Genomic DNA, 17,243 nt, shown 5'->3' with positions numbered 1-17,243 from the left:
CTATGGGACTAACCCCCAAAGAAGTGAGGAGTGTTGTCGGTGTCTACGGTGTAGGCATCGACTACTCCGCTGTATTCGAGGGTGCCAACCTATACAGACAGAACGCGGCAACGTCGAACAACAAGCAGTACCTCATAGACATGTGGTTCAAGCGCGGGCGTCTCGGAGCACAGGAAATGCTGTTCACGGCCTCGACTGCTACGAACATTTATACATCGCTGTTTCTTGATTCCGCTGGGTACCTTAACTTTCAGGAGTATGCAGGTAGTCTACGCTGTAACGTGATTACACACGCCGCCTACGTGGACTGTACGAACTGGTATCATGTGCAAGTAGTGGTGGACACCACATTGCCCACGGCCTCCGATAGGATAAAGCTGCGGGTAAACGGCGAGGACGTATCGGCCTTTGCCGTGGAGACGTACTACGAGCTTGATCGCACCTGCGTTGTAAACTACGAGAACGCCTACCACCACGTTGGTGGCTTCCACGCCGGTACCTATCCCTTTTCGGGGTACATTGCCGAGTTCATACTGCTCGACGGCTATACGTCTCTGGAGTCCGGGGAGTTCTCCTCGAAGGTCCCCGGCCTGTGGGTTCCGACCGCAGTTGCCCCGGCTGGCTACGGAACCTATGGTTGCCGGTTGTCATTCTCTAACGCCGCTGTGATTGGTGAGGACTCCTCCGGTAATGGCAACGACCACATTCTGGCCGCAGGTACGGCTGTGCAATCCGTGGACACGCCGACGAACAATCACGCGACTCTGAACAGTCTCGGGGTCTATCCCGGCGCGTATTCGGACGGCAACACGACCTGGAACGGCACTTACTCAAACGGCGGGGCAAAGGCCACTATTGGGGTGTCTTCCGGCAAGTGGTATGCAGAGTTCTCCAAGGACGTGGACGCCTCGCAAATTGTACTCGGCGTGTCCAAGCATGCGGACAGGCAATACTATCCGGGATACTTTGCCGACGAATACGGCTGGCACTCGTCAAGCCTTGGTTCGTTTCTGCAAACGAATAACACGTCAACGACGTGGGGCACCGGGTACACCAATGCCGACAGGGTCCGCATTGCCCTTGATATGGATATTGGCGCGGTGTGGTTCGGCAAAAACGATACCTGGGAGAACGGGGCAACGGACGCCGAAATCATTGCCGGTGACACCACACACGCGGCGGGCACGTGGACGCCGGATGGAAGGGTGTACTTCATCGCCGGGGGGCGTGGGGGCACAACCTGCCCTATTCACTTCTACTTCCCCGAAACAACGTGGCTGCATGGCGCACCCGGAGGGTTTCAACCCGTGTGCGACGCGTCCAGGCCCGAGCCGGTGGATTGCAATCCGTCTGAATACTTCCATGAGTCCCTGATCGTTGCCGGGACAGGCGAAGACAATACCGTCACCGTCGATTGGGACGCGGAAAATACGGATTGGCTCATTATCCTGCGGGCAAACGGAAGGGAGGCGTCCAAGTGGTTAGACACCAAACGTGGACTTAACAAATACTCATTGTGCCCTGGAACACTGTCTGAATACACGGCAACGGACCCCATTACCGTATCCGGATCCACAATATCCATACCGGACAGCATGTTACTGGATGGGACGACGTACCAGATCTTCGTGTTCCGGGCCTCGCCGGAGTCCGGTTTCGATATCCAACTGTACACCGGCGACGGCGTGGCCGGAAGAACGGTTGCCCATGACCTTGCGGCCAAGCCTATTTGGTTCGTCTGTAGAAGCCGAAGCGTCAGCCACAGCTGGATAACGTATACGGAAACCACGACGGCTACCAAGTTCATGTACATCGACGGCCCGGCGGCAGCAGCGACAAACGCCACTGCATGGAACAACACCGAACCGACAGATACGGAGATCACGCTGGGTACATATACCTCCGTAAATCATGCAGGTGCAACCTTCGTAGCCTACCTGTTTGCTGAGTCGTGGCTGTACGCCCTGGCCGAATACGTAGGCAACGGGAGCGCAGACGGGCCGTATTGCGACGTGGGCTGCCAGATTCTAACCATGTTCGGCGTCCGCAACACGGCCTCAACCGCATATTGGGAGGTGGCTACCCCCACCGCCAATGCGGAAAATCCGGTGGACCTATGGTGGACGACCACCGAGTCGTCAGCATGGTACTCCACCGGGAATTTTGTGTTCACCAGCCGGGGTATCAAGCTGATTACGACATCCGCATACGTGAATCAGGACGGCGCGGCCCACACAGGCCTCGTCGTCAAGGGAAATTCAAAATACAACAATGCTTTCTAAGGAGAAGAACCATGTGGAAATACCCTGACGGAACCTATCGCCAAAATCCCCCGGCCCGCGTGGAATACGCCGGGTACATCCGTGACTTTGCGGACCTGACCAGGGCCGAACGGGACGAGCTGGGTTATAACGAGGCCATGCCTCTAAAGCGTGATCCGTTCACCGTCTATGAGACAGAATGGACCAAGGGCGAGGACCTGGTTTACCGCGAGGTCGCGGTCAGCGCCGTGGTGGACGGGGCGGCCCGTGACGAGGCGGCGGCGGTAACAGTCAGGAACGAGCGCGACCGGCTGCTGGCCGACAGCGACTGGACCCAGTTGGTTGATGCTCCCTTGACCGACGAGGAAAAAGCGGTGTGGGCAACGAAGCGGCAGGCGTGGCGCGATGTGCCGCAGCAAGAGGGATTTCCGCTGACGGTGGCGTGGCCCGAGTAGGAAGAAGCCCCCTCAGATTTCGGACGGTTTTTGGACGGTAGCACCGTCCAAAAATGTCCGATTCGTCCCGATTTGTCGGAAACGAGAAAAGGGCTGGTAAGGTGTTGCACCTTACCAGCCCTTGATTTTCTTGGCTCCCCAGCACGGACTTGAACCGCGAACCTAGTGATTAACAGTCACCCGCTCTGCCGATTGAGCTACTGGGGAACATTTTTCCGTCGAAGCGAGAGAGTGTTTAAACAAATCGTTTCGGGGGGTCAAGCAAAAATCGTAGACTTTTTCAGGAAAAAGCAAATAAGGTTTTGCCGGGGGCTAAGGTTCCCATTTTCTTGACGGCATCCGTTATATGGCTTACGGAATCAACGTCTCTCGCATTTTTCTAGATTTTTGGAGAGACAGGGAAGCAAATTTTGGGACAAGATACTAAGAAAGCAAAGAAAATTAAGCTGGCAACCAAGTCGCCTTTCGCGGACCGGTTCATGCCCATGCTCGAGGCCCTTCAGGCCAAGGACGAACTCAATTCCGTCATCAAGACGCGCGTGGAAAAAGCGTGTTTGCTCATGGATAGCGGCATCGCCCTGTACCCCAACAATTTCCGTCGCGATACGGAGATCCAGTCCATCTGGAATGAGTATGGGGAAACCGACGGCGAGGTCCTTGAGAACACGGATCTGGAGTTCACCATTGCCGGGCGGGTGGTCTCGTACCGCTCCTTCGGCAAGGTGACCTTCTTCCATATCCAGGACACCAGCGCCAGCATCCAGGTGTACGCCGCACGCGACGAACTGGGTTCCGACGAGTACCAGCTCTTCAAGAAGACGGACATCGGCGACATCGTCGGCGTGACCGGCTCCCTGTTCCGGACCAAGACCGGCGAGCTGACCGTCAAGACCAGGCATTTCCAGCTGGTGACCAAGTCCATGCGGCCGCTGCCCGAGAAATACCACGGGCTCAAGGACGTGGAGACGCGCTACCGCCAGCGGTACGTTGACCTCATCGTCACCCCCCGGACCAAGGAGATCTTCCAGGCCCGCACCGCGATCATCCGCGAGTTGCGGAATATCCTGGACGAGAAGGGGTTCATGGAAGTGGAGACGCCGATGATGCAGGCCATCCCCGGCGGCGCCACGGCCAAGCCTTTCGAGACCCACCACAACGCCCTGGACATGAAGCTCTACATGCGCATCGCGCCTGAGCTCTACCTCAAGCGTCTGCTGGTGGGCGGTTTCGAGCGGGTCTACGAGATCAACCGCAACTTCCGCAACGAGGGCATCTCGGTCCGGCACAACCCCGAGTTCACCATGCTCGAGTTCTACTGGGCCTACGCCACGTTCGAGGACCTCATGGACCTGACCGAGGAGATGATCTCGCGCGTGGCCCAGAAGGTCACCGGCTCGACCGTGGTCCCGTACCAGGGCGAGATGATCGACCTGTCCGTGGGCGCCTGGACCCGCATGCCGTTCCACGAGTCGCTGGAGAAGATCGGCGGGGTTTCCCCCGAGGTCTATGCCGACTACGACAAATGCGCGGCCATGGTGAAGGAGAAGGGCGAGAAGGTTGTCGACGGCGAGAAGCTCGGCAAGCTCCAGGCCAAGCTCTTCGACATCCTGGTCGAGCCCAAGCTGGTCCAGCCCCACTTCATCTATCATTACCCGACCGACATATCGCCGTTGTCCCGCAGAAACGAGGACAACCCCGACATAACCGACCGTTTCGAGCTATTCATGACCGGCCGCGAGCTGGCCAACGCCTTTTCCGAGCTGAACGATCCCGTGGACCAGCGGGGCCGCTTCGAGGTCCAGGTTCAGGAGAAGGAGGCCGGCGACGAAGAGGCCCACTTCATGGATGAGGATTACGTCCGCGCCCTGGAATACGGCATGCCCCCTGCGGCCGGGCAGGGCATCGGCATCGACCGGCTGGTCATGCTGCTGACCGACTCCGCCTCCATACGCGAGGTCATCCTCTTCCCGTTGCTCAGGCCGGAGGCCGGGTAGGGTCTATGCGGTTTGAGACCTTTATCGCACTGAGATACCTGTTCGCCCTGCGGAAGCAGTCGTTCATTTCCGTCATATCGCTGTTCGCCGTCTGCGGCGTGGCCATCGGCGTGGGCGCGCTCATCGTGGTCATCGGGGTGATGAACGGGTTTTCGACCGACCTGAGGGACAAGATCCTCGGCGTCAACGCGCACATACTGGTCACGTCCATGCGCGGCGGGATCAGCGACTACCAGGAACTGGCCGACGAGGCGAAACAGGTTCCGGGCGTCACGGGTGTGACGCCCTTCGTCTATTCCGAGGTCATGCTCTCCACCCGCACCGGGGTCAAGGGCGTGGTTCTGCGCGGCATCGACCCGGCCACCTCGTCCTCGGTCCTGTCTCTTTCCAAGGACATGGTCAGCGGCAGCGTTTCCCGCCTCGGCGAGGAAGGGGACTTTCCCGGGATCATCATCGGTTCGGAGCTGGCCAAGCGGCTTGGTTTGACCGAAGGGTCCCTGGTCAATCTGCTGTCGCCCTCGGGGCGGTCCAGTTCGGCCGGGTTCACGCCCAAGGTGCGCCGTTTCACCGTGGCCGGCATCTTCCGCACCGGCATGTTCGAATACGACTCCTCCATGGGCTACGTCAGCATCCCGGCCGCGCGCCAGCTGCTCGGCTTCAAGGGCGACCTCGTCTCCGGGCTCGAGATCAGCGTCGACGACGTCTACAACGTGAAGGCGATTTCGCGCGATCTGCGCGACAAGATTTCCTCGTTCACGGTCTACGTGCGCAACTGGCAGGAAATGAACGCCAATCTTTTCGCTGCGTTGGAACTCGAGAAGACGGCCATGTTCATCATCCTGGCCATGATCGTGCTGGTCGGCTCCTTTTCCATTGTCACCACCCTGGTCATGCTGGTCATCCAGAAGACCAAGGACATCGCCGTGCTCATGTCCCTGGGCGCGGACAAGAAGACCATCCGCAACATCTTCATGTTCCAAGGCACGTTCATCGGCCTGGCCGGGACGCTCATAGGTTTCCTCATCGGGGTGCCGCTCAGCCTGCTGCTCAAGGAGTACCAGTTCATCAAGCTGCCGAGCAATGTCTACCCCGTGGACTACCTGCCGGTCCGACTGGAGGCGCTCGACCTGTTCACCATCGGCGCAGCGGCGTTCCTGCTCTGTTTCGTGGCCACCATTTATCCCGCCCGGCGGGCGGCGGGCCTGAGCCCGTCGGAGGCCTTGCGTTATGAGTAGGGAGGCGATATACCAACTGATTGACGTCAGTAAGGAATTCGACGGGCCGTCCGAAGTGGTCCGCGTACTCCGTGGTGTCGACCTGGAAATCTCCCGGGGCGAGTCCCTGGCCATCCTGGGGGCGTCGGGGTCCGGCAAGACCACGTTGCTGCACATGCTCGGAACGTTGGACACCGTGACCGACGGGAAGATTTATTTGAACGGTGTCGATCTCGGCACCCTGGGCGATCGGGACAGGGCGGAGTTGCGGAACAAGGAAATCGGTTTCGTGTTCCAGTTCCACCACCTTCTGCCCGAATTCTCCACGCTGGAGAACGTGGCGATGCCCGCCTTCATCGCCGGGAAGGGGCGCAGCCAGGGGTTGCGCATGGCGAAAGAGGCCCTCGATATGGTAGGACTTGCGCACAGGCTCGAACACAAGGTAACGACCCTGTCAGGCGGTGAGCGGCAGCGGGCGGCCATCGCCCGAGCCATTCTTCTTCGTCCCAAGGTCCTTCTTGCCGACGAGCCCACGGGCAATCTCGACGAGGAAAACGGCGCCAGGATCGGCCAGCTGTTGACCTCACTGAATAATGAATTGGGTATGACCTTTATTGTCGTTACACATAATCCGGAACTCGCAGCGATGATGCATCGGCGCTTCGAACTGCGTTCAGGAGAACTCTATGCTCAGTAATCTCGCTCGCGGCCTGGCGATGGGGATGTTCGTCGTCTTCATTGTCCTGACCGCAGGAACGGGCCATGCCGCCGAAAAGCTCAACCAGGATGTTTCCGTCGCCGTGCTGCCCTTCGAGGTCAATGCGGGCGACGACTTGAGCTATCTCAAGGACAGCCTGCCAGAGCTGCTGAACGACCGGCTGAAGGAGGCCGGGTTCAAGGTCATCGCTCCCGAAGAGGTCGGCCGGATCGTGACCGACAAGGGATACGCCCAATTCGACCCGGACAAGGCGCGCGAGATCGCCCTGTTGGCCGGGGCGCAGTTTTCCGTCTACGGCTCCCTGAACCAGATCGGGGAGAATCTGACCATCGACGCCCGCCTGGTCGACGCCTACGCCAAGGACCCGGGCAAGAAGCTTTCCGTGACCAAGCAGGGGCTGATCAATCTGCTGCCTGCGGTGGACGCCCTGGTGGACCGCATGCGCATGGACCTCCTGCGCCTGGACATCGTGTCCGAGATCGACGTGGAGGGCACCAAAGTCCTGGACAAGGACGTGGTCCTGATGCGCATGACCATGCAGAAAGGTGACATGATCACCGCCAAGTCCATCAACACTGCACTGAAGAACATCTATGATCTCGGCTACTTTGATGATGTTAGCGTCAAAGTCGACGATGTCGAGGACGGCAAGAAGGTCGTCTTCGTGGTCAAGGAGAAACCGCGCATCCAGGCCATCGGCGTGCGCGGGGCCAAGGAGATCGATTCCGAGGACATTCTCGAGGCAGTGTCCACCAAGAAGGGCAGCGTCATCAACCCCAAGGTCCTGTCCGACGATATCCGCGTCATCCGCGAGATGTACCGCAAGGAAGGATACTACAAGGCCAACGTCACCCAGGAGATCGAGGATGCGGGCACCGGCATCGCCCGTTTGACCTTCGTCATCGACGAGGGCCCGCAGCTCTATATCGAGCATGTCATCATCGACGGCGCCAAGCAGCTCGATCCGGACGACATCAAGGACGTCCTGGCCCTCAAGGAACGTGGCTGGCTTTCCTGGATCGACGACTCCGGCGTGCTCAAGGAGGAGCTCCTCGACCGCGACGCCGCCGCCATCATGGCCTACTACCAGTCCAAGGGCTTTCTGACCGCCAAGGTCGGCCAGCCCGAGGTGGATATCAAGGACGACGGCATCGACGTCATCTACAAGGTCTGGGAAGGCGACCGTTACAAGATGGGTAATACCTCCTTCACCGGCGACCTGCTGGACGAGCCGGACAAACTCCTCCAGGTGACCAAGATCGACGAACTCAAGGCCGAGGACGAATATTTCGACCGGCTTGTCCTGCAGAAGGACATCTCGGCCCTGACCGCCTACTACAATGATTACGGCTACGCCTACGCCGACGTGGGCGTGAAGCTCGACGACGACCCCGAGACCAAGATTGTCAACGTCGTCTACAATATCAGCAAGCACCAGCGTGTGCATATCCGCCGCGTGCTCATCGAAGGCAACACGGTCACCCGCGACAACGTCATCCTGCGCGAGATGCGCCTGGCCGATGGCGACCAGTTCAGCGGCGAGAAGCTCAAACGCTCCAGCCAGCGCCTGACCAACCTCGATTTCTTCGAGAAGGTCGACATCGCCCCGGTGCCTACGGGCAACCCCGAGGAGATGGACCTGGTGGTCAAGGTCAAGGACAAGGCCACCGGCAAGGTTAGCGGCGGCGTGGGCTACTCCACCTATAACGGCGTTTTCTTCGGCGGCGAGATATCTGAAAAGAACCTTTTCGGCAGGGGCTACGACGTGGGCTTCAACGGCCAGATCGGCGGTTCCAGCACCGAGTACGTCCTGCACTTCACCAACCCGCACATCAATGACACCGACCTCGGTTTCGGCGTCAAGCTCTACAACCGGTCGACCGACTACTCGCAGTACTCCATCGACGGCACCGGCGGCACGGTGAACTTTTTCTACCCCGTCGGCGAATATACCAAGCTCAAGTGGGACTACAACCTGGAGTCCTACGATATCAAAGACGTTAAGTCCCGCGCTTCCAGGAAAATCAAGGGCGACGAAGGTTCGCATCTGGCTTCGGTCGTCGGCGGCCAGATCACGCGCGACACCCGCGACAACTTCCAGAACACGACCTCGGGCACCACGACCAAGATGAGCTTGCGCTTCGGCGGCGGCCCCCTCGGCGGCACCGACGACTTCATCAAGCTGACCGGTTCGTTCGACTGGTGGCAGCCTGTCCTCGCAGAGGTTGTCTTCCACTCCAAGTTCTGGGCCGGTTACCTGCACAAGAACTTCGGCGGGGACGACGTGCCCACCGCGCAGCGGTTCGAGCTCGGCGGCGCGTACACGGTCCGTGGTTATTCCAACTACTTGATCACGCCTACCGAAGGCCCCAATTCCGACGCGGCCCTGGGTGGCGACAAGGCCTTCTACACGAACCTGGAGCTCAAGCGTCCCATCAGCAAGGAGCTCGGCATTACGGCCCTGGGCTTCTTCGATGCCGGTAACTCCTGGAAGGAAGGGGAGCAGTGGTTCGAATCCGTGAAACGCGGCGGCGTGACCGAACCCTCGCTGGGCCTGTACAAGAGCGTCGGCGCCGGCATCAACTGGTATTCCCCCATCGGGCCCGTGGGCGTGATCTACGCCTATGCCCTGGATGACCTGGTCGACTCGAAGGTGCACACCATCGAGCTGATCATGGGCAAACAGTTTTAACCTGACATCGCTAGTAATCAGTTAAGGAGTCATACAATGAAAAAGATCTGTCTGTTCACCATTTGCTTCGTCTTCCTGCTTCAGGCCGCGGCCTTCGCCGAAACCAAGATCGCGGTCTTCAGCACCAAGGAGGTCATGCAGAAATCCGCCTACGGCCAGGAAGTGCGTGACAAGCTCGACGCCAAGTTCACCGCCCGCGGCGAGCAGCTCAAGAAGGAGCGCGAGGACCTCGAGAAGCTCAAGATGCAGATCGACAGCAACGCCTTCCAGGGCAAGGTCCTGCAGGACAAGGTCACCGAACTGCGTCGTCGCGGCCGTGACTGGAACGAGGATTTTTCCGTCTACCAGAAGGCCATCCAGGCCGAGCAGAACGAGCTGGGCAAGCCGGTCCTGAAGATGCTTGAAAAGGTTGTTCTGGACTACTGCAAGTCTCACGGCTACACCATCGCCTTCGACAAGCAGACCCCCGGCCTGGCCTACATGGCCGACGGCTTGGACATCTCGGATGCGCTTGTCAAGGAACTGGACAAGTCCAAAAAAGCCGGAAAGTAGTTAATGTCCATCAAGCTGTCCGCCCTGGCCGAGCAGATCGGCCTGGAGTACACCGGTGCGGATAGGGATATAGCCGGGGTGAACACCCTGGAAAAAGCCGGGCCAGACGATCTGTCGTTCCTGGTAAATCCCAAGTATCTGCACCAGCTGGAAAGCACCAAGGCCGGATGTGTCCTCACATCCGGCTCTTATGCCGACAGGGTCCCGAGCGCGCTCGTCAGCGAGAACGTGTACATGGACCTGGCCCGGGTGGTGAACGTGTTCGCGCGTCCCCAGGGGTGCCTTGCGGGCGTGCATGAGCTAGCCTTTGTCCATCCGGACGCCAACGTGGCCGAGTCCGCTACGGTCTATCCCTTCGCCTTCGTGGGCGAGGGGGCCGTCGTCGGCCCGGACACCGTCATCTTTGCCGGAGCCTATGTGGGCGAGGGGACCGTCATCGGCAAGGGGTGCATTCTCTACCCCAACTGCGTGGTCATGGGCGGTTTGACGCTGGGCGACAACGTCATTCTCCAGCCCGGCGCGGTGCTCGGCGGCGACGGCTACGGCTACGCCCAGACCCCGATGGGGCACATGAAGATCCCCCAGATCGGGACCGTGGCCATCGAGAACGACGTGGAGATCGGCTCCAACACGGCCATCGACCGGGCCGCACTGGACACCACCCGCATCCGCCGGGGCACCAAGATCGACAACCTGGTCCAGATCGGCCACAACGTGGAGATCGGCGAGCACTGCCTGATCATCGGGCAGACCGGAATCGGCGGCTCCACCGTGGTCGGCAACGGCGTGGTCCTGGCGGGCCAGACCGGCGTGCCGGACAACGTCAGCATCGGCGACGGGGCCATGGTCGCCGCCCAGAGCGGCATCCTCGGCGACGTTGAGCCCGGCGCGAAGATGGCCGGCAGCCCGGCCATCTCGGCCAAGAGCTATTTCAAGGCCATGGGCGTGTGCATGCCCAAGCTGCCCGATCTCTTCAAGCGGGTGAAGAAAATGGAGAAAGAACTGGCCGCCCTGAAAGCGGCCGCCGGAGTGAGTGATGAGTAATCAATTCCCACTCGATATACGCAAGATCATGGAGATGCTCCCGCATCGCTATCCCTTCCTGCTGGTGGACCGGGTGCTCGAATACGAGCCGGGCGTCCGCCTCAAGGCCATGAAGAACGTGACCATGAACGAGGAGTTCTTCCAGGGGCACTTCCCCGGGCTGCCCGTGATGCCCGGCGTGTTGCAGCTGGAGGCCCTGGCCCAGACCGGCGCGGTCTTCGTCATGCACTCCTTTGACGAGCCCCTGGGGGACAAGGTCTTCCTGTTCACCGGGCTGAACAAGGTCAAGTTCCGCAGGCCGGTGGTTCCGGGCGATCAGCTGATCCTGAATGTGCATTTCGAGAAACAAAAAATGAACATATGGAAGATGCGCGGCATCGCCGAAGTGGACGGTCAGGTGACTTGCCAGGGCGAATTCTCGGCCGCCATCGCCAACAAGGGGGACATGTAATGTCCAGTCAGATCCATCCCAGCGCCGTTATCGATCCTTCGGCGGAACTGGGAGCCGATGTCCGCATCGACCCGTACGTCGTTGTGGGAGCCGACACCAAGATCGGCGACGGCACCTTCCTGGAGGCCCATTGCGTCATCCAGGCCAATACCGAAATCGGAAAGAACAACCATATCCATCCCCACGCCGTCATCGGCGGCGAACCGCAGCATGCGGCGTTCAAGGGCGAGAAGACCTTTACCCGCATCGGCGACAACAACATCATCCGTGAGTGCGTGACCATCCACCGGGGCACGGTGCAGGGCGTGCAGGAGACCGTCATCGGTTCCGGCTGCATGTTCATGGCCTATTCGCACGTCGCCCATGACTGCAAGATCGGCGACCACGTCATCCTGGCCAACGCCGTACAGCTGGCGGGCCACGTCGAGGTGGGGCGCAACGTGATCATCTCCGGCATGTCCGCCGTGCAGCAGTTCATCCGCATCGGGGAATACTCCTTCCTCGGCGGAGCCAGCGGCTATAAGCTCGACGTGCCTCCGTTCATGCTGGCCCACGGCGTCCGGGGCATGCTCTTCGGTCCCAACCTCATCGGGCTCAAGCGCAACGGCTTCGACTCCGCAGCCTGCAAGGCTCTCAAGAAGGCGTACAAGATCATCTTCCGCTCCGGCCTGACCAAGGAACAGAGCCTGGCTCAGGTGGAAGAGGAGATCAAGGGCATCCCCCAGGTGGACCGCCTCGTCTCCTTCATCCGCGAGAGCAAGAACGGCGTGGTGCCCGATCACAAGCAGCGCTGCTCCAACGGCCACTAACCTCTTGCGGAGCGGCATGACCGAGCCTGTCAGCACCATCGGCCTCATAGCCGGAGGCAAACAGTTTCCCGTCCTGGTGGCCCGTGGCGTCAAAGCCAGGGGCCACCGGCTCGTGGTCGCCGGATTCACGGGCCACACCAATATGGACGTCGTTCCCCTGGCCGACGTCTTCCGGGAACTCAAGCTCGGCAAGCTCAACCAGCTGATCAACTACCTCAAGGGCGAGAAGGTGGACAAGGTCATCATGGCCGGGACCATCGAGAAGCCCAAGGTCATGGATATCCGTCATCTGGACATGCGGGCCATCAAGCTCATTCTCGGCCGCAAGGACAAGGGCGACTCGGCGCTGCTCGGCGTCATCGCCGGCGAGTTCGAGAAGGAGGGCATGACCGTGGTTCCGGCCCACGAATACATGCCGGACCTGCTCTCGCCCGAAGGGGTCATGACCCGCCGCCAGCCCAACGAACGGGAGTGGGGCGATCTCAAGTTCGCCTGGAACATCGCCAAGGAGCTTGGCCGCCTTGATGTGGGCCAGTGCGTGGTGGTCCGCGAGGGCATCGTGGCCGCCGTTGAGGCCCTGGAGGGCACGGACGAAACCCTGCGCCGGGGATTTTCCTACGGCGGCCCGGAGTGCACGGTGGTCAAGGTCTTCAAGCCCGGCCAGCAGAAGGAAGTGGACCTGCCGAGCCTCGGCCTGGACACCCTCAAGATCATGGCGGAAGGCAAGGCCACCTGCCTGGGCGTGGAGGCGGGCAAGAGCCTGTTCTTCGACCGCGAATCGGCCATCGAGTTCGCCGACAAGGCGGGCATCACCGTGGTCGGCCTGACCCCGGATTCCTTTTCCGAATCTTCCTGACATCTTCCTTATGTTTCCTCAAGTCGTCTTGCCAATGGCGGGGCGTTGTGCGATTACTCTTTGAAGTCATGGTGTTATGGGTGGCCATAATCGCCACGGCTCCTTAATTGCCTTTTCAAAGACGGATTGCCCCATGGATACTGCCCTCGAATGCATGCCCTGCTTCAGGAAAATGGCGGTCAGGGAGGCGTTAATCGCCTGCCCCGACGACCCCGCGCTTCGTGAAGAGATCGTGACCCGGTGGGAGGCGCTCCTGCCACGGCTGGACATGGATGAGCCGCCGCCGGCCATCGCCCGCCGCCTGGCCGAACTGGTTCGCGAAGTTTCCGGATGCACCGACCTGTACGCGCAGGACAAGCGGGAGGCCAACGACTTCGTCCTCGGGCTACTGCCGTCCCTTCGAAAGAGGGTGGAAGCCCAGCGTAACGGAGGCGATCCCCTTGGCTTGGCCCTGGAGCTGGCCATCATCGGCAACTACATTGACCGGGGCGTGGAGCTGGATTTCGATCTGGAAAAGGAATTGGCCGAAGTGGCCGAATCCGTGTCCCCGGATGTGCTGGGAAAGCTGCGCGGACGGTTGGTCCGGGGTGCGTCTGTGCTCATCCTGGGCGACAACACCGGCGAGATCGTCCTGGACACCCTGCTGGTCCGCGAATTGAACCGGCTCGGCTGCGAGGTGACCTACGCGGTCCGCTCCAGGCCTGTGCTCAACGACGCCACCATGGCCGACGCGAAGACCGTGGGCATGACCGAGCTGTGCGACGTGGTGGAGTCCGGCGTGGACACGCCCGGTACGGTCCTGAGCCGATGTACCGAGGAATTCATCGAGCGCATGCGCCGAAGCGACGTCATCCTGAGCAAGGGACAGGGCAATTTCGAGGCCCTGCACGGACTCTGGCCCGGCGTGTTCTGCGCCTTCAAGGTCAAGTGCCCGCGTATCGCCCGCAAGACCGGGCTCGAGTTCGGGGCCAGCGCCCTGTGCATGAGCGTCCGCGAACGCCGGGACAACGGGGACGGGGAAGAGCATGCTTAAAAGGCTGCCGCGCATCCTGGTCGAGTGCCTGGTGGCTCTCGTTCTGGTCTGCACCGCCGTACTGCTGTGGGCATCCTACTATATCGATACCGGCGAATTCCGCGCCCGGTTCACCCAGACGCTGGAGAGCGTTCTGGCCCGACCCGTGACCCTTGGCGGGGACCTGGACATCGCGGTCTGGCCCCGGCTGGCCCTGACCGTGGAGGACCTGACCATCGGCGAGGACCCGGACTTCGGCGGCGGCTCCGCCGCCCGGTTCGAGGAAATCGCCATCAGCGTGCGGGTCATTCCGCTCCTGTCCCGGGATATCGAGGTGGATTCCCTGGAGTTCCTCGGGCTGGATGGGGTCGTGGTCCGCAACAAGGCGGGCGTATTCAACTGGCAGTCCCTGGTGGAGCGGACCGGACGCGGCGCATCCGGCGCGGGTTCGGAACAGGAATGGACCTTTGCCGTGGAAAGCGTGGAGATCGCGGACGCCGAGATCCTGTTCCGCGACGAGATGGCGGGCACCGAGTACCGGCTTTCCGGCATCGACATACACACCGGGACCGTCTCCCTAGGCGAGGACGTGCCGTTTCTGGTACAGAGCGACTTCTCCTGGGCCGACCAGGGGATCAAAGCCGACCTGGTCCTCAAGGGCATGGTCCGGGTCATGGACGACGGCACACCGCCGGTCTTTTCCCAGGCCAGCGTCCAGGCCAAGGTGTACGGCGATTTTCTGCCCGCGAAGGCCGAGCCCGGCGAATTCATCGCCAAGGTGGACCTGGACTGGGACAAGCGGACCGTGACCTTCGATGATTTCAAGGCCAGCCTGTTCGGCCTGCGCGCCGAGGGCGACGTGACCTCCGGCGACCTGAGTCAGGGGGTGGATTTCAGCGGGCACGTCACCGTGCATCCCTTCGTGCCGCGCCGACTCATCGCCCGCTACGCCCCGGACCTGCCGATCAAGGACGTGGACGGACTGAACAGCAGCGCAGTGGCCGCCAACGTGCACGTCACCGAGGACGGGGCGAGCTTCGACAACCTCATCCTGACCCTGGACGACATCACCGTGCGCGGCCGATGCGGCTTCAAGGATTGGACCCGTCCGGTCTTCGATTTCGCCCTGCGAGCCAACACTATCGACCTGGACCACTATCTACCCCTGTTCGCCACCGGCACCCCGTTCGTCTGGGACGACTTCAGCCTGCCGTTCTTCCGGGCTTTCCGGGGAAGCGGCACGATCCGGGCGGACGGCTTCGACGTCCTGGACACCCTGGTCTCGGACATCCGCCTGAATGTGGCCGCCACGGACAAGGGCATCGCCTTTGACGCCGGGGCTATCCGCGAGGGCATGGCCTCACTGGGCGGGAGCTTGACCGTGGTCCTGGGCAAGGGCGGGAAGGGCGAGCCGACCATGGCCCTGAAAGGCGTGCTCGATGCCGAGTCCCAGCGGCGCGGTTTCGAGTTCCTGCACCGCACCCCGGTGCGTTTCGACGGACCGGCCACGGCCCATCTGGAATTTTCGGTCCCGTCCATGTCCTGCCCGCCCGAGGTCCGTTCCATCTACATCCTGCAGCACCTCACCAGCCTTGTCCGGCTCTCCATGGGGCGGGGCAGGGCGGAGGTCAAACGGGAAAGGGGCGAACCGCTCTCCCTGGAGTATTCCAAGGCCGACCTGGAAGTGAAGGTCCGCCCCGACGGGAGGGGGGCCAAGGGTGTCTGGAATTCCATATTGTCGGTGGGCGTGAAGCTGCGCGGTGCCGGAGACCTGGAGAATCTCAACGCCACGGCCGAGGGGCCGTTCTCCACCACCGTCGACGAACTCGGCGCCAGGAGCCCGGGCATGGCCGTCAACGGCTATCTGAATTCGCCCCTGTTGCCCAAGGCGGCCAGGCGGCTGAACTTCGCCACCACCGTGGCCTTCAACTCGGGCAAGGGCAGCGTGTCGCTGGCCGATGGTGTGGTCCAGACCCTGGAAACCACGCTGACGGGCAACGCGCGGCTGGCCGGAAGGGCCAAGGACCGCCGGGTGGAGGGCAGCCTGTCCGTGGACAAGGCCGACCCCAAACGGATCATCTATCTGCTGACCGGCGAGAACATCCGCACCAAGGACGCCGATGCTTTGCGAAACGCGTCCGCGAAGGCGCAGTTCAAGGCGGACGGCGAAGGGTTCACCCTGAGCGACCTGAGCGGTGAACTGGACGGCACTCCGGTCAAGGGCCATGTGGTCGCCACCGGCTACGGGCATCCCCTGTTCGCCTTTTCCCTGGCCGCCGGGGCCTTCAACCTGGACCGGTATCTTGCGCCCGCGCCGGCCCCCACTCTGAGCGAGATCCGCGAGGGCCGGGAGCCCGAATCCACGCCCACGAATCTGCCTCTGGAATTTCTCCGTTACCTCAAGCTCAACGGCAAGGTCCATTTCCAGGAGTTCACCCTGGCCCGCATCCGCAGCGAATCGCTGGAGGGTTTTGTCCGCGCCAACCAAGGGGCCATCCATCTGACCGATGTGCGCGGCAGGCTCCACGGTGGCAAGCTTGCGGCGGACCTGCAAGGCAAGGCGGACGAAAACGCCCTGGATCTGCACCTGCTCCTGAACGTGGAGAACATGCAGGCGGGCCCGTTCATGAAGGACATGGCCGAGCGCGAGTACCTGCGCGGTGAGACGGACATCAAGGCGGACCTGCGCAGCGTGGGACGGACCGACGACGACATCCTGGCCAACCTGAACGGCACGGCCTCGCTGCGGATCACCAACGGCTCGTTCAAGTTCACCGGCTGGGAACACCAGCTTGTCCAGGCCAAACCGAACCGGTCCAACCAGATCGGCGCGGACGTGCAGCGCAAGACCGACGGGCGCACGGTCTTTCGCAGGGCCTCCTCCGATGCCGTGGTGAAGCAGGGCGTGTTCACCCTCGAGAATTTCCGGCTCGAGGCGCCGCCCGTGTTGCAGGCTTACGGAGAGGGCGGCTTCAGCCTGCCCGCCAACTCCATCGACCTGTCCATCCGCAACGACTTCGTGGCCGTACCGAGCGTGACCCTGCGCCTGACCGGCAAGCTGACCGACCCTAAGGTGTCGGTGCCCACGGGCAGGATCGTCAACGACACGGTGCTGAACATCCTGAGCCTGCCCAAGAAATCCTTTGAGTTTTTACGTGATCTGTTTTGATTTGGCGGCGGGCTTG

The 17,243-nt window shown here is 61.4% G+C and carries 13 protein-coding genes and 1 tRNA gene; 13 read left to right on the top strand and 1 reads right to left on the bottom strand.

All coding sequences use genetic code 11. The features are described 5' to 3' along the window. Nucleotides 1–2 precede the first annotated feature (2 nt). Nucleotides 3–2,282 carry a DUF7483 domain-containing protein gene (locus ACR42D_RS09935; RefSeq protein WP_484566652.1) on the top strand — a complete coding sequence of 760 codons (2,280 nt, stop codon included), beginning with the start codon at nucleotides 3–5 and terminating at the stop codon, nucleotides 2,280–2,282. Nucleotides 2,283–2,293: 11 nt separating this feature from the next. After that, complete coding sequence (locus ACR42D_RS09930) at nucleotides 2,294–2,716, top strand: tail fiber assembly protein (RefSeq protein WP_484566651.1); 423 nt, start codon at nucleotides 2,294–2,296, stop codon at nucleotides 2,714–2,716. 131 nt (nucleotides 2,717–2,847) lie between these two features. Here ACR42D_RS09930 and ACR42D_RS09925 read toward each other — a convergent pair. Further along, nucleotides 2,848–2,923: transfer RNA gene (locus ACR42D_RS09925), tRNA-Asn, on the bottom strand. A 278-nt stretch (nucleotides 2,924–3,201) separates the two neighbouring features. Here ACR42D_RS09925 and lysS point away from each other — a divergent pair. From lysS to ACR42D_RS09870, 11 genes are all read left to right on the top strand, one after another. Further along, nucleotides 3,202–4,710, top strand: a complete 1,509-nt coding sequence (gene lysS / locus ACR42D_RS09920) for a lysine--tRNA ligase (RefSeq protein ID WP_484568458.1) — start codon at nucleotides 3,202–3,204, stop codon at nucleotides 4,708–4,710. Nucleotides 4,711–4,715: 5 nt separating this feature from the next. After that, nucleotides 4,716–5,945 (top strand): lipoprotein-releasing ABC transporter permease subunit, encoded by a 1,230-nt coding sequence (locus tag ACR42D_RS09915; RefSeq protein WP_484566650.1) that lies wholly within the window; start codon nucleotides 4,716–4,718, stop codon nucleotides 5,943–5,945. Further along, on the top strand, nucleotides 5,938–6,621 hold the full coding sequence (locus ACR42D_RS09910; RefSeq protein ID WP_484566649.1) for an ABC transporter ATP-binding protein: 684 nt from the start codon (nucleotides 5,938–5,940) through the stop codon (nucleotides 6,619–6,621). Before ACR42D_RS09915 ends, ACR42D_RS09910 begins: the two co-directional genes overlap by 8 nt. Then, nucleotides 6,611–9,334: an outer membrane protein assembly factor BamA gene (bamA, locus tag ACR42D_RS09905; RefSeq protein ID WP_484566648.1), complete on the top strand. Its 2,724-nt coding sequence runs from the start codon at nucleotides 6,611–6,613 to the stop codon at nucleotides 9,332–9,334. The genes ACR42D_RS09910 and bamA overlap by 11 nt, the downstream gene beginning before the upstream one ends. A 36-nt stretch (nucleotides 9,335–9,370) precedes the next feature. Next, complete coding sequence (locus ACR42D_RS09900; RefSeq protein WP_484566647.1) at nucleotides 9,371–9,886, top strand: OmpH/Skp family outer membrane protein; 516 nt, start codon at nucleotides 9,371–9,373, stop codon at nucleotides 9,884–9,886. Between the two features lie 3 nt (nucleotides 9,887–9,889). Then, complete coding sequence (gene lpxD / locus ACR42D_RS09895; protein ID WP_484566646.1) at nucleotides 9,890–10,930, top strand: UDP-3-O-(3-hydroxymyristoyl)glucosamine N-acyltransferase; 1,041 nt, start codon at nucleotides 9,890–9,892, stop codon at nucleotides 10,928–10,930. Further along, entirely contained in the window at nucleotides 10,923–11,381 is a 459-nt protein-coding gene (gene fabZ / locus ACR42D_RS09890; protein WP_484566645.1) for a 3-hydroxyacyl-ACP dehydratase FabZ, read from the top strand. Before lpxD ends, fabZ begins: the two co-directional genes overlap by 8 nt. Then, nucleotides 11,381–12,190, top strand: coding sequence for an acyl-ACP--UDP-N-acetylglucosamine O-acyltransferase (gene lpxA / locus ACR42D_RS09885; protein WP_484566644.1), 810 nt, complete (start codon nucleotides 11,381–11,383; stop codon nucleotides 12,188–12,190). Before fabZ ends, lpxA begins: the two co-directional genes overlap by 1 nt. A gap of 16 nt (nucleotides 12,191–12,206) precedes the next feature. Next, nucleotides 12,207–13,046, top strand: coding sequence for an LpxI family protein (locus ACR42D_RS09880; protein WP_484566643.1), 840 nt, complete (start codon nucleotides 12,207–12,209; stop codon nucleotides 13,044–13,046). A gap of 133 nt (nucleotides 13,047–13,179) precedes the next feature. Continuing rightward, nucleotides 13,180–14,079, top strand: a complete 900-nt coding sequence (locus tag ACR42D_RS09875) for a damage-control phosphatase ARMT1 family protein (RefSeq protein ID WP_484566642.1) — start codon at nucleotides 13,180–13,182, stop codon at nucleotides 14,077–14,079. Further along, nucleotides 14,072–17,227 (top strand): AsmA family protein, encoded by a 3,156-nt coding sequence (locus ACR42D_RS09870; protein WP_484566641.1) that lies wholly within the window; start codon nucleotides 14,072–14,074, stop codon nucleotides 17,225–17,227. Before ACR42D_RS09875 ends, ACR42D_RS09870 begins: the two co-directional genes overlap by 8 nt. Nucleotides 17,228–17,243 lie beyond the last annotated feature (16 nt).

The organism is Pseudodesulfovibrio sp. lm2024 (genome assembly GCF_051175575.1).
GTDB lineage: Bacteria > Desulfobacterota > Desulfovibrionia > Desulfovibrionales > Desulfovibrionaceae > Pseudodesulfovibrio > Pseudodesulfovibrio caledoniensis.
This window is presented reverse-complemented; position numbering and strand designations above follow the sequence as displayed.

Excerpts from the sequence above, each read along its gene's own strand:
- lpxA (WP_484566644.1), top strand. The coding sequence starts at position 11,381 with ATGTCCAGTCAGATCCATCCCAGCGCCGTTATCGATCCTTCGGCGGAA.
- ACR42D_RS09880 (WP_484566643.1), top strand. The coding sequence starts at position 12,207 with ATGACCGAGCCTGTCAGCACCATCGGCCTCATAGCCGGAGGCAAACAG.
- ACR42D_RS09910 (WP_484566649.1), top strand. The coding sequence starts at position 5,938 with ATGAGTAGGGAGGCGATATACCAACTGATTGACGTCAGTAAGGAATTC.
- ACR42D_RS09900 (WP_484566647.1), top strand. The coding sequence starts at position 9,371 with ATGAAAAAGATCTGTCTGTTCACCATTTGCTTCGTCTTCCTGCTTCAG.
- lysS (WP_484568458.1), top strand. The coding sequence starts at position 3,202 with ATGCTCGAGGCCCTTCAGGCCAAGGACGAACTCAATTCCGTCATCAAG.
- bamA (WP_484566648.1), top strand. The coding sequence starts at position 6,611 with ATGCTCAGTAATCTCGCTCGCGGCCTGGCGATGGGGATGTTCGTCGTC.
- lpxD (WP_484566646.1), top strand. The coding sequence starts at position 9,890 with ATGTCCATCAAGCTGTCCGCCCTGGCCGAGCAGATCGGCCTGGAGTAC.
- ACR42D_RS09870 (WP_484566641.1), top strand. The coding sequence starts at position 14,072 with ATGCTTAAAAGGCTGCCGCGCATCCTGGTCGAGTGCCTGGTGGCTCTC.
- fabZ (WP_484566645.1), top strand. The coding sequence starts at position 10,923 with ATGAGTAATCAATTCCCACTCGATATACGCAAGATCATGGAGATGCTC.
- ACR42D_RS09930 (WP_484566651.1), top strand. The coding sequence starts at position 2,294 with ATGTGGAAATACCCTGACGGAACCTATCGCCAAAATCCCCCGGCCCGC.
- ACR42D_RS09915 (WP_484566650.1), top strand. The coding sequence starts at position 4,716 with ATGCGGTTTGAGACCTTTATCGCACTGAGATACCTGTTCGCCCTGCGG.
- ACR42D_RS09935 (WP_484566652.1), top strand. The coding sequence starts at position 3 with ATGGGACTAACCCCCAAAGAAGTGAGGAGTGTTGTCGGTGTCTACGGT.
- ACR42D_RS09875 (WP_484566642.1), top strand. The coding sequence starts at position 13,180 with ATGGATACTGCCCTCGAATGCATGCCCTGCTTCAGGAAAATGGCGGTC.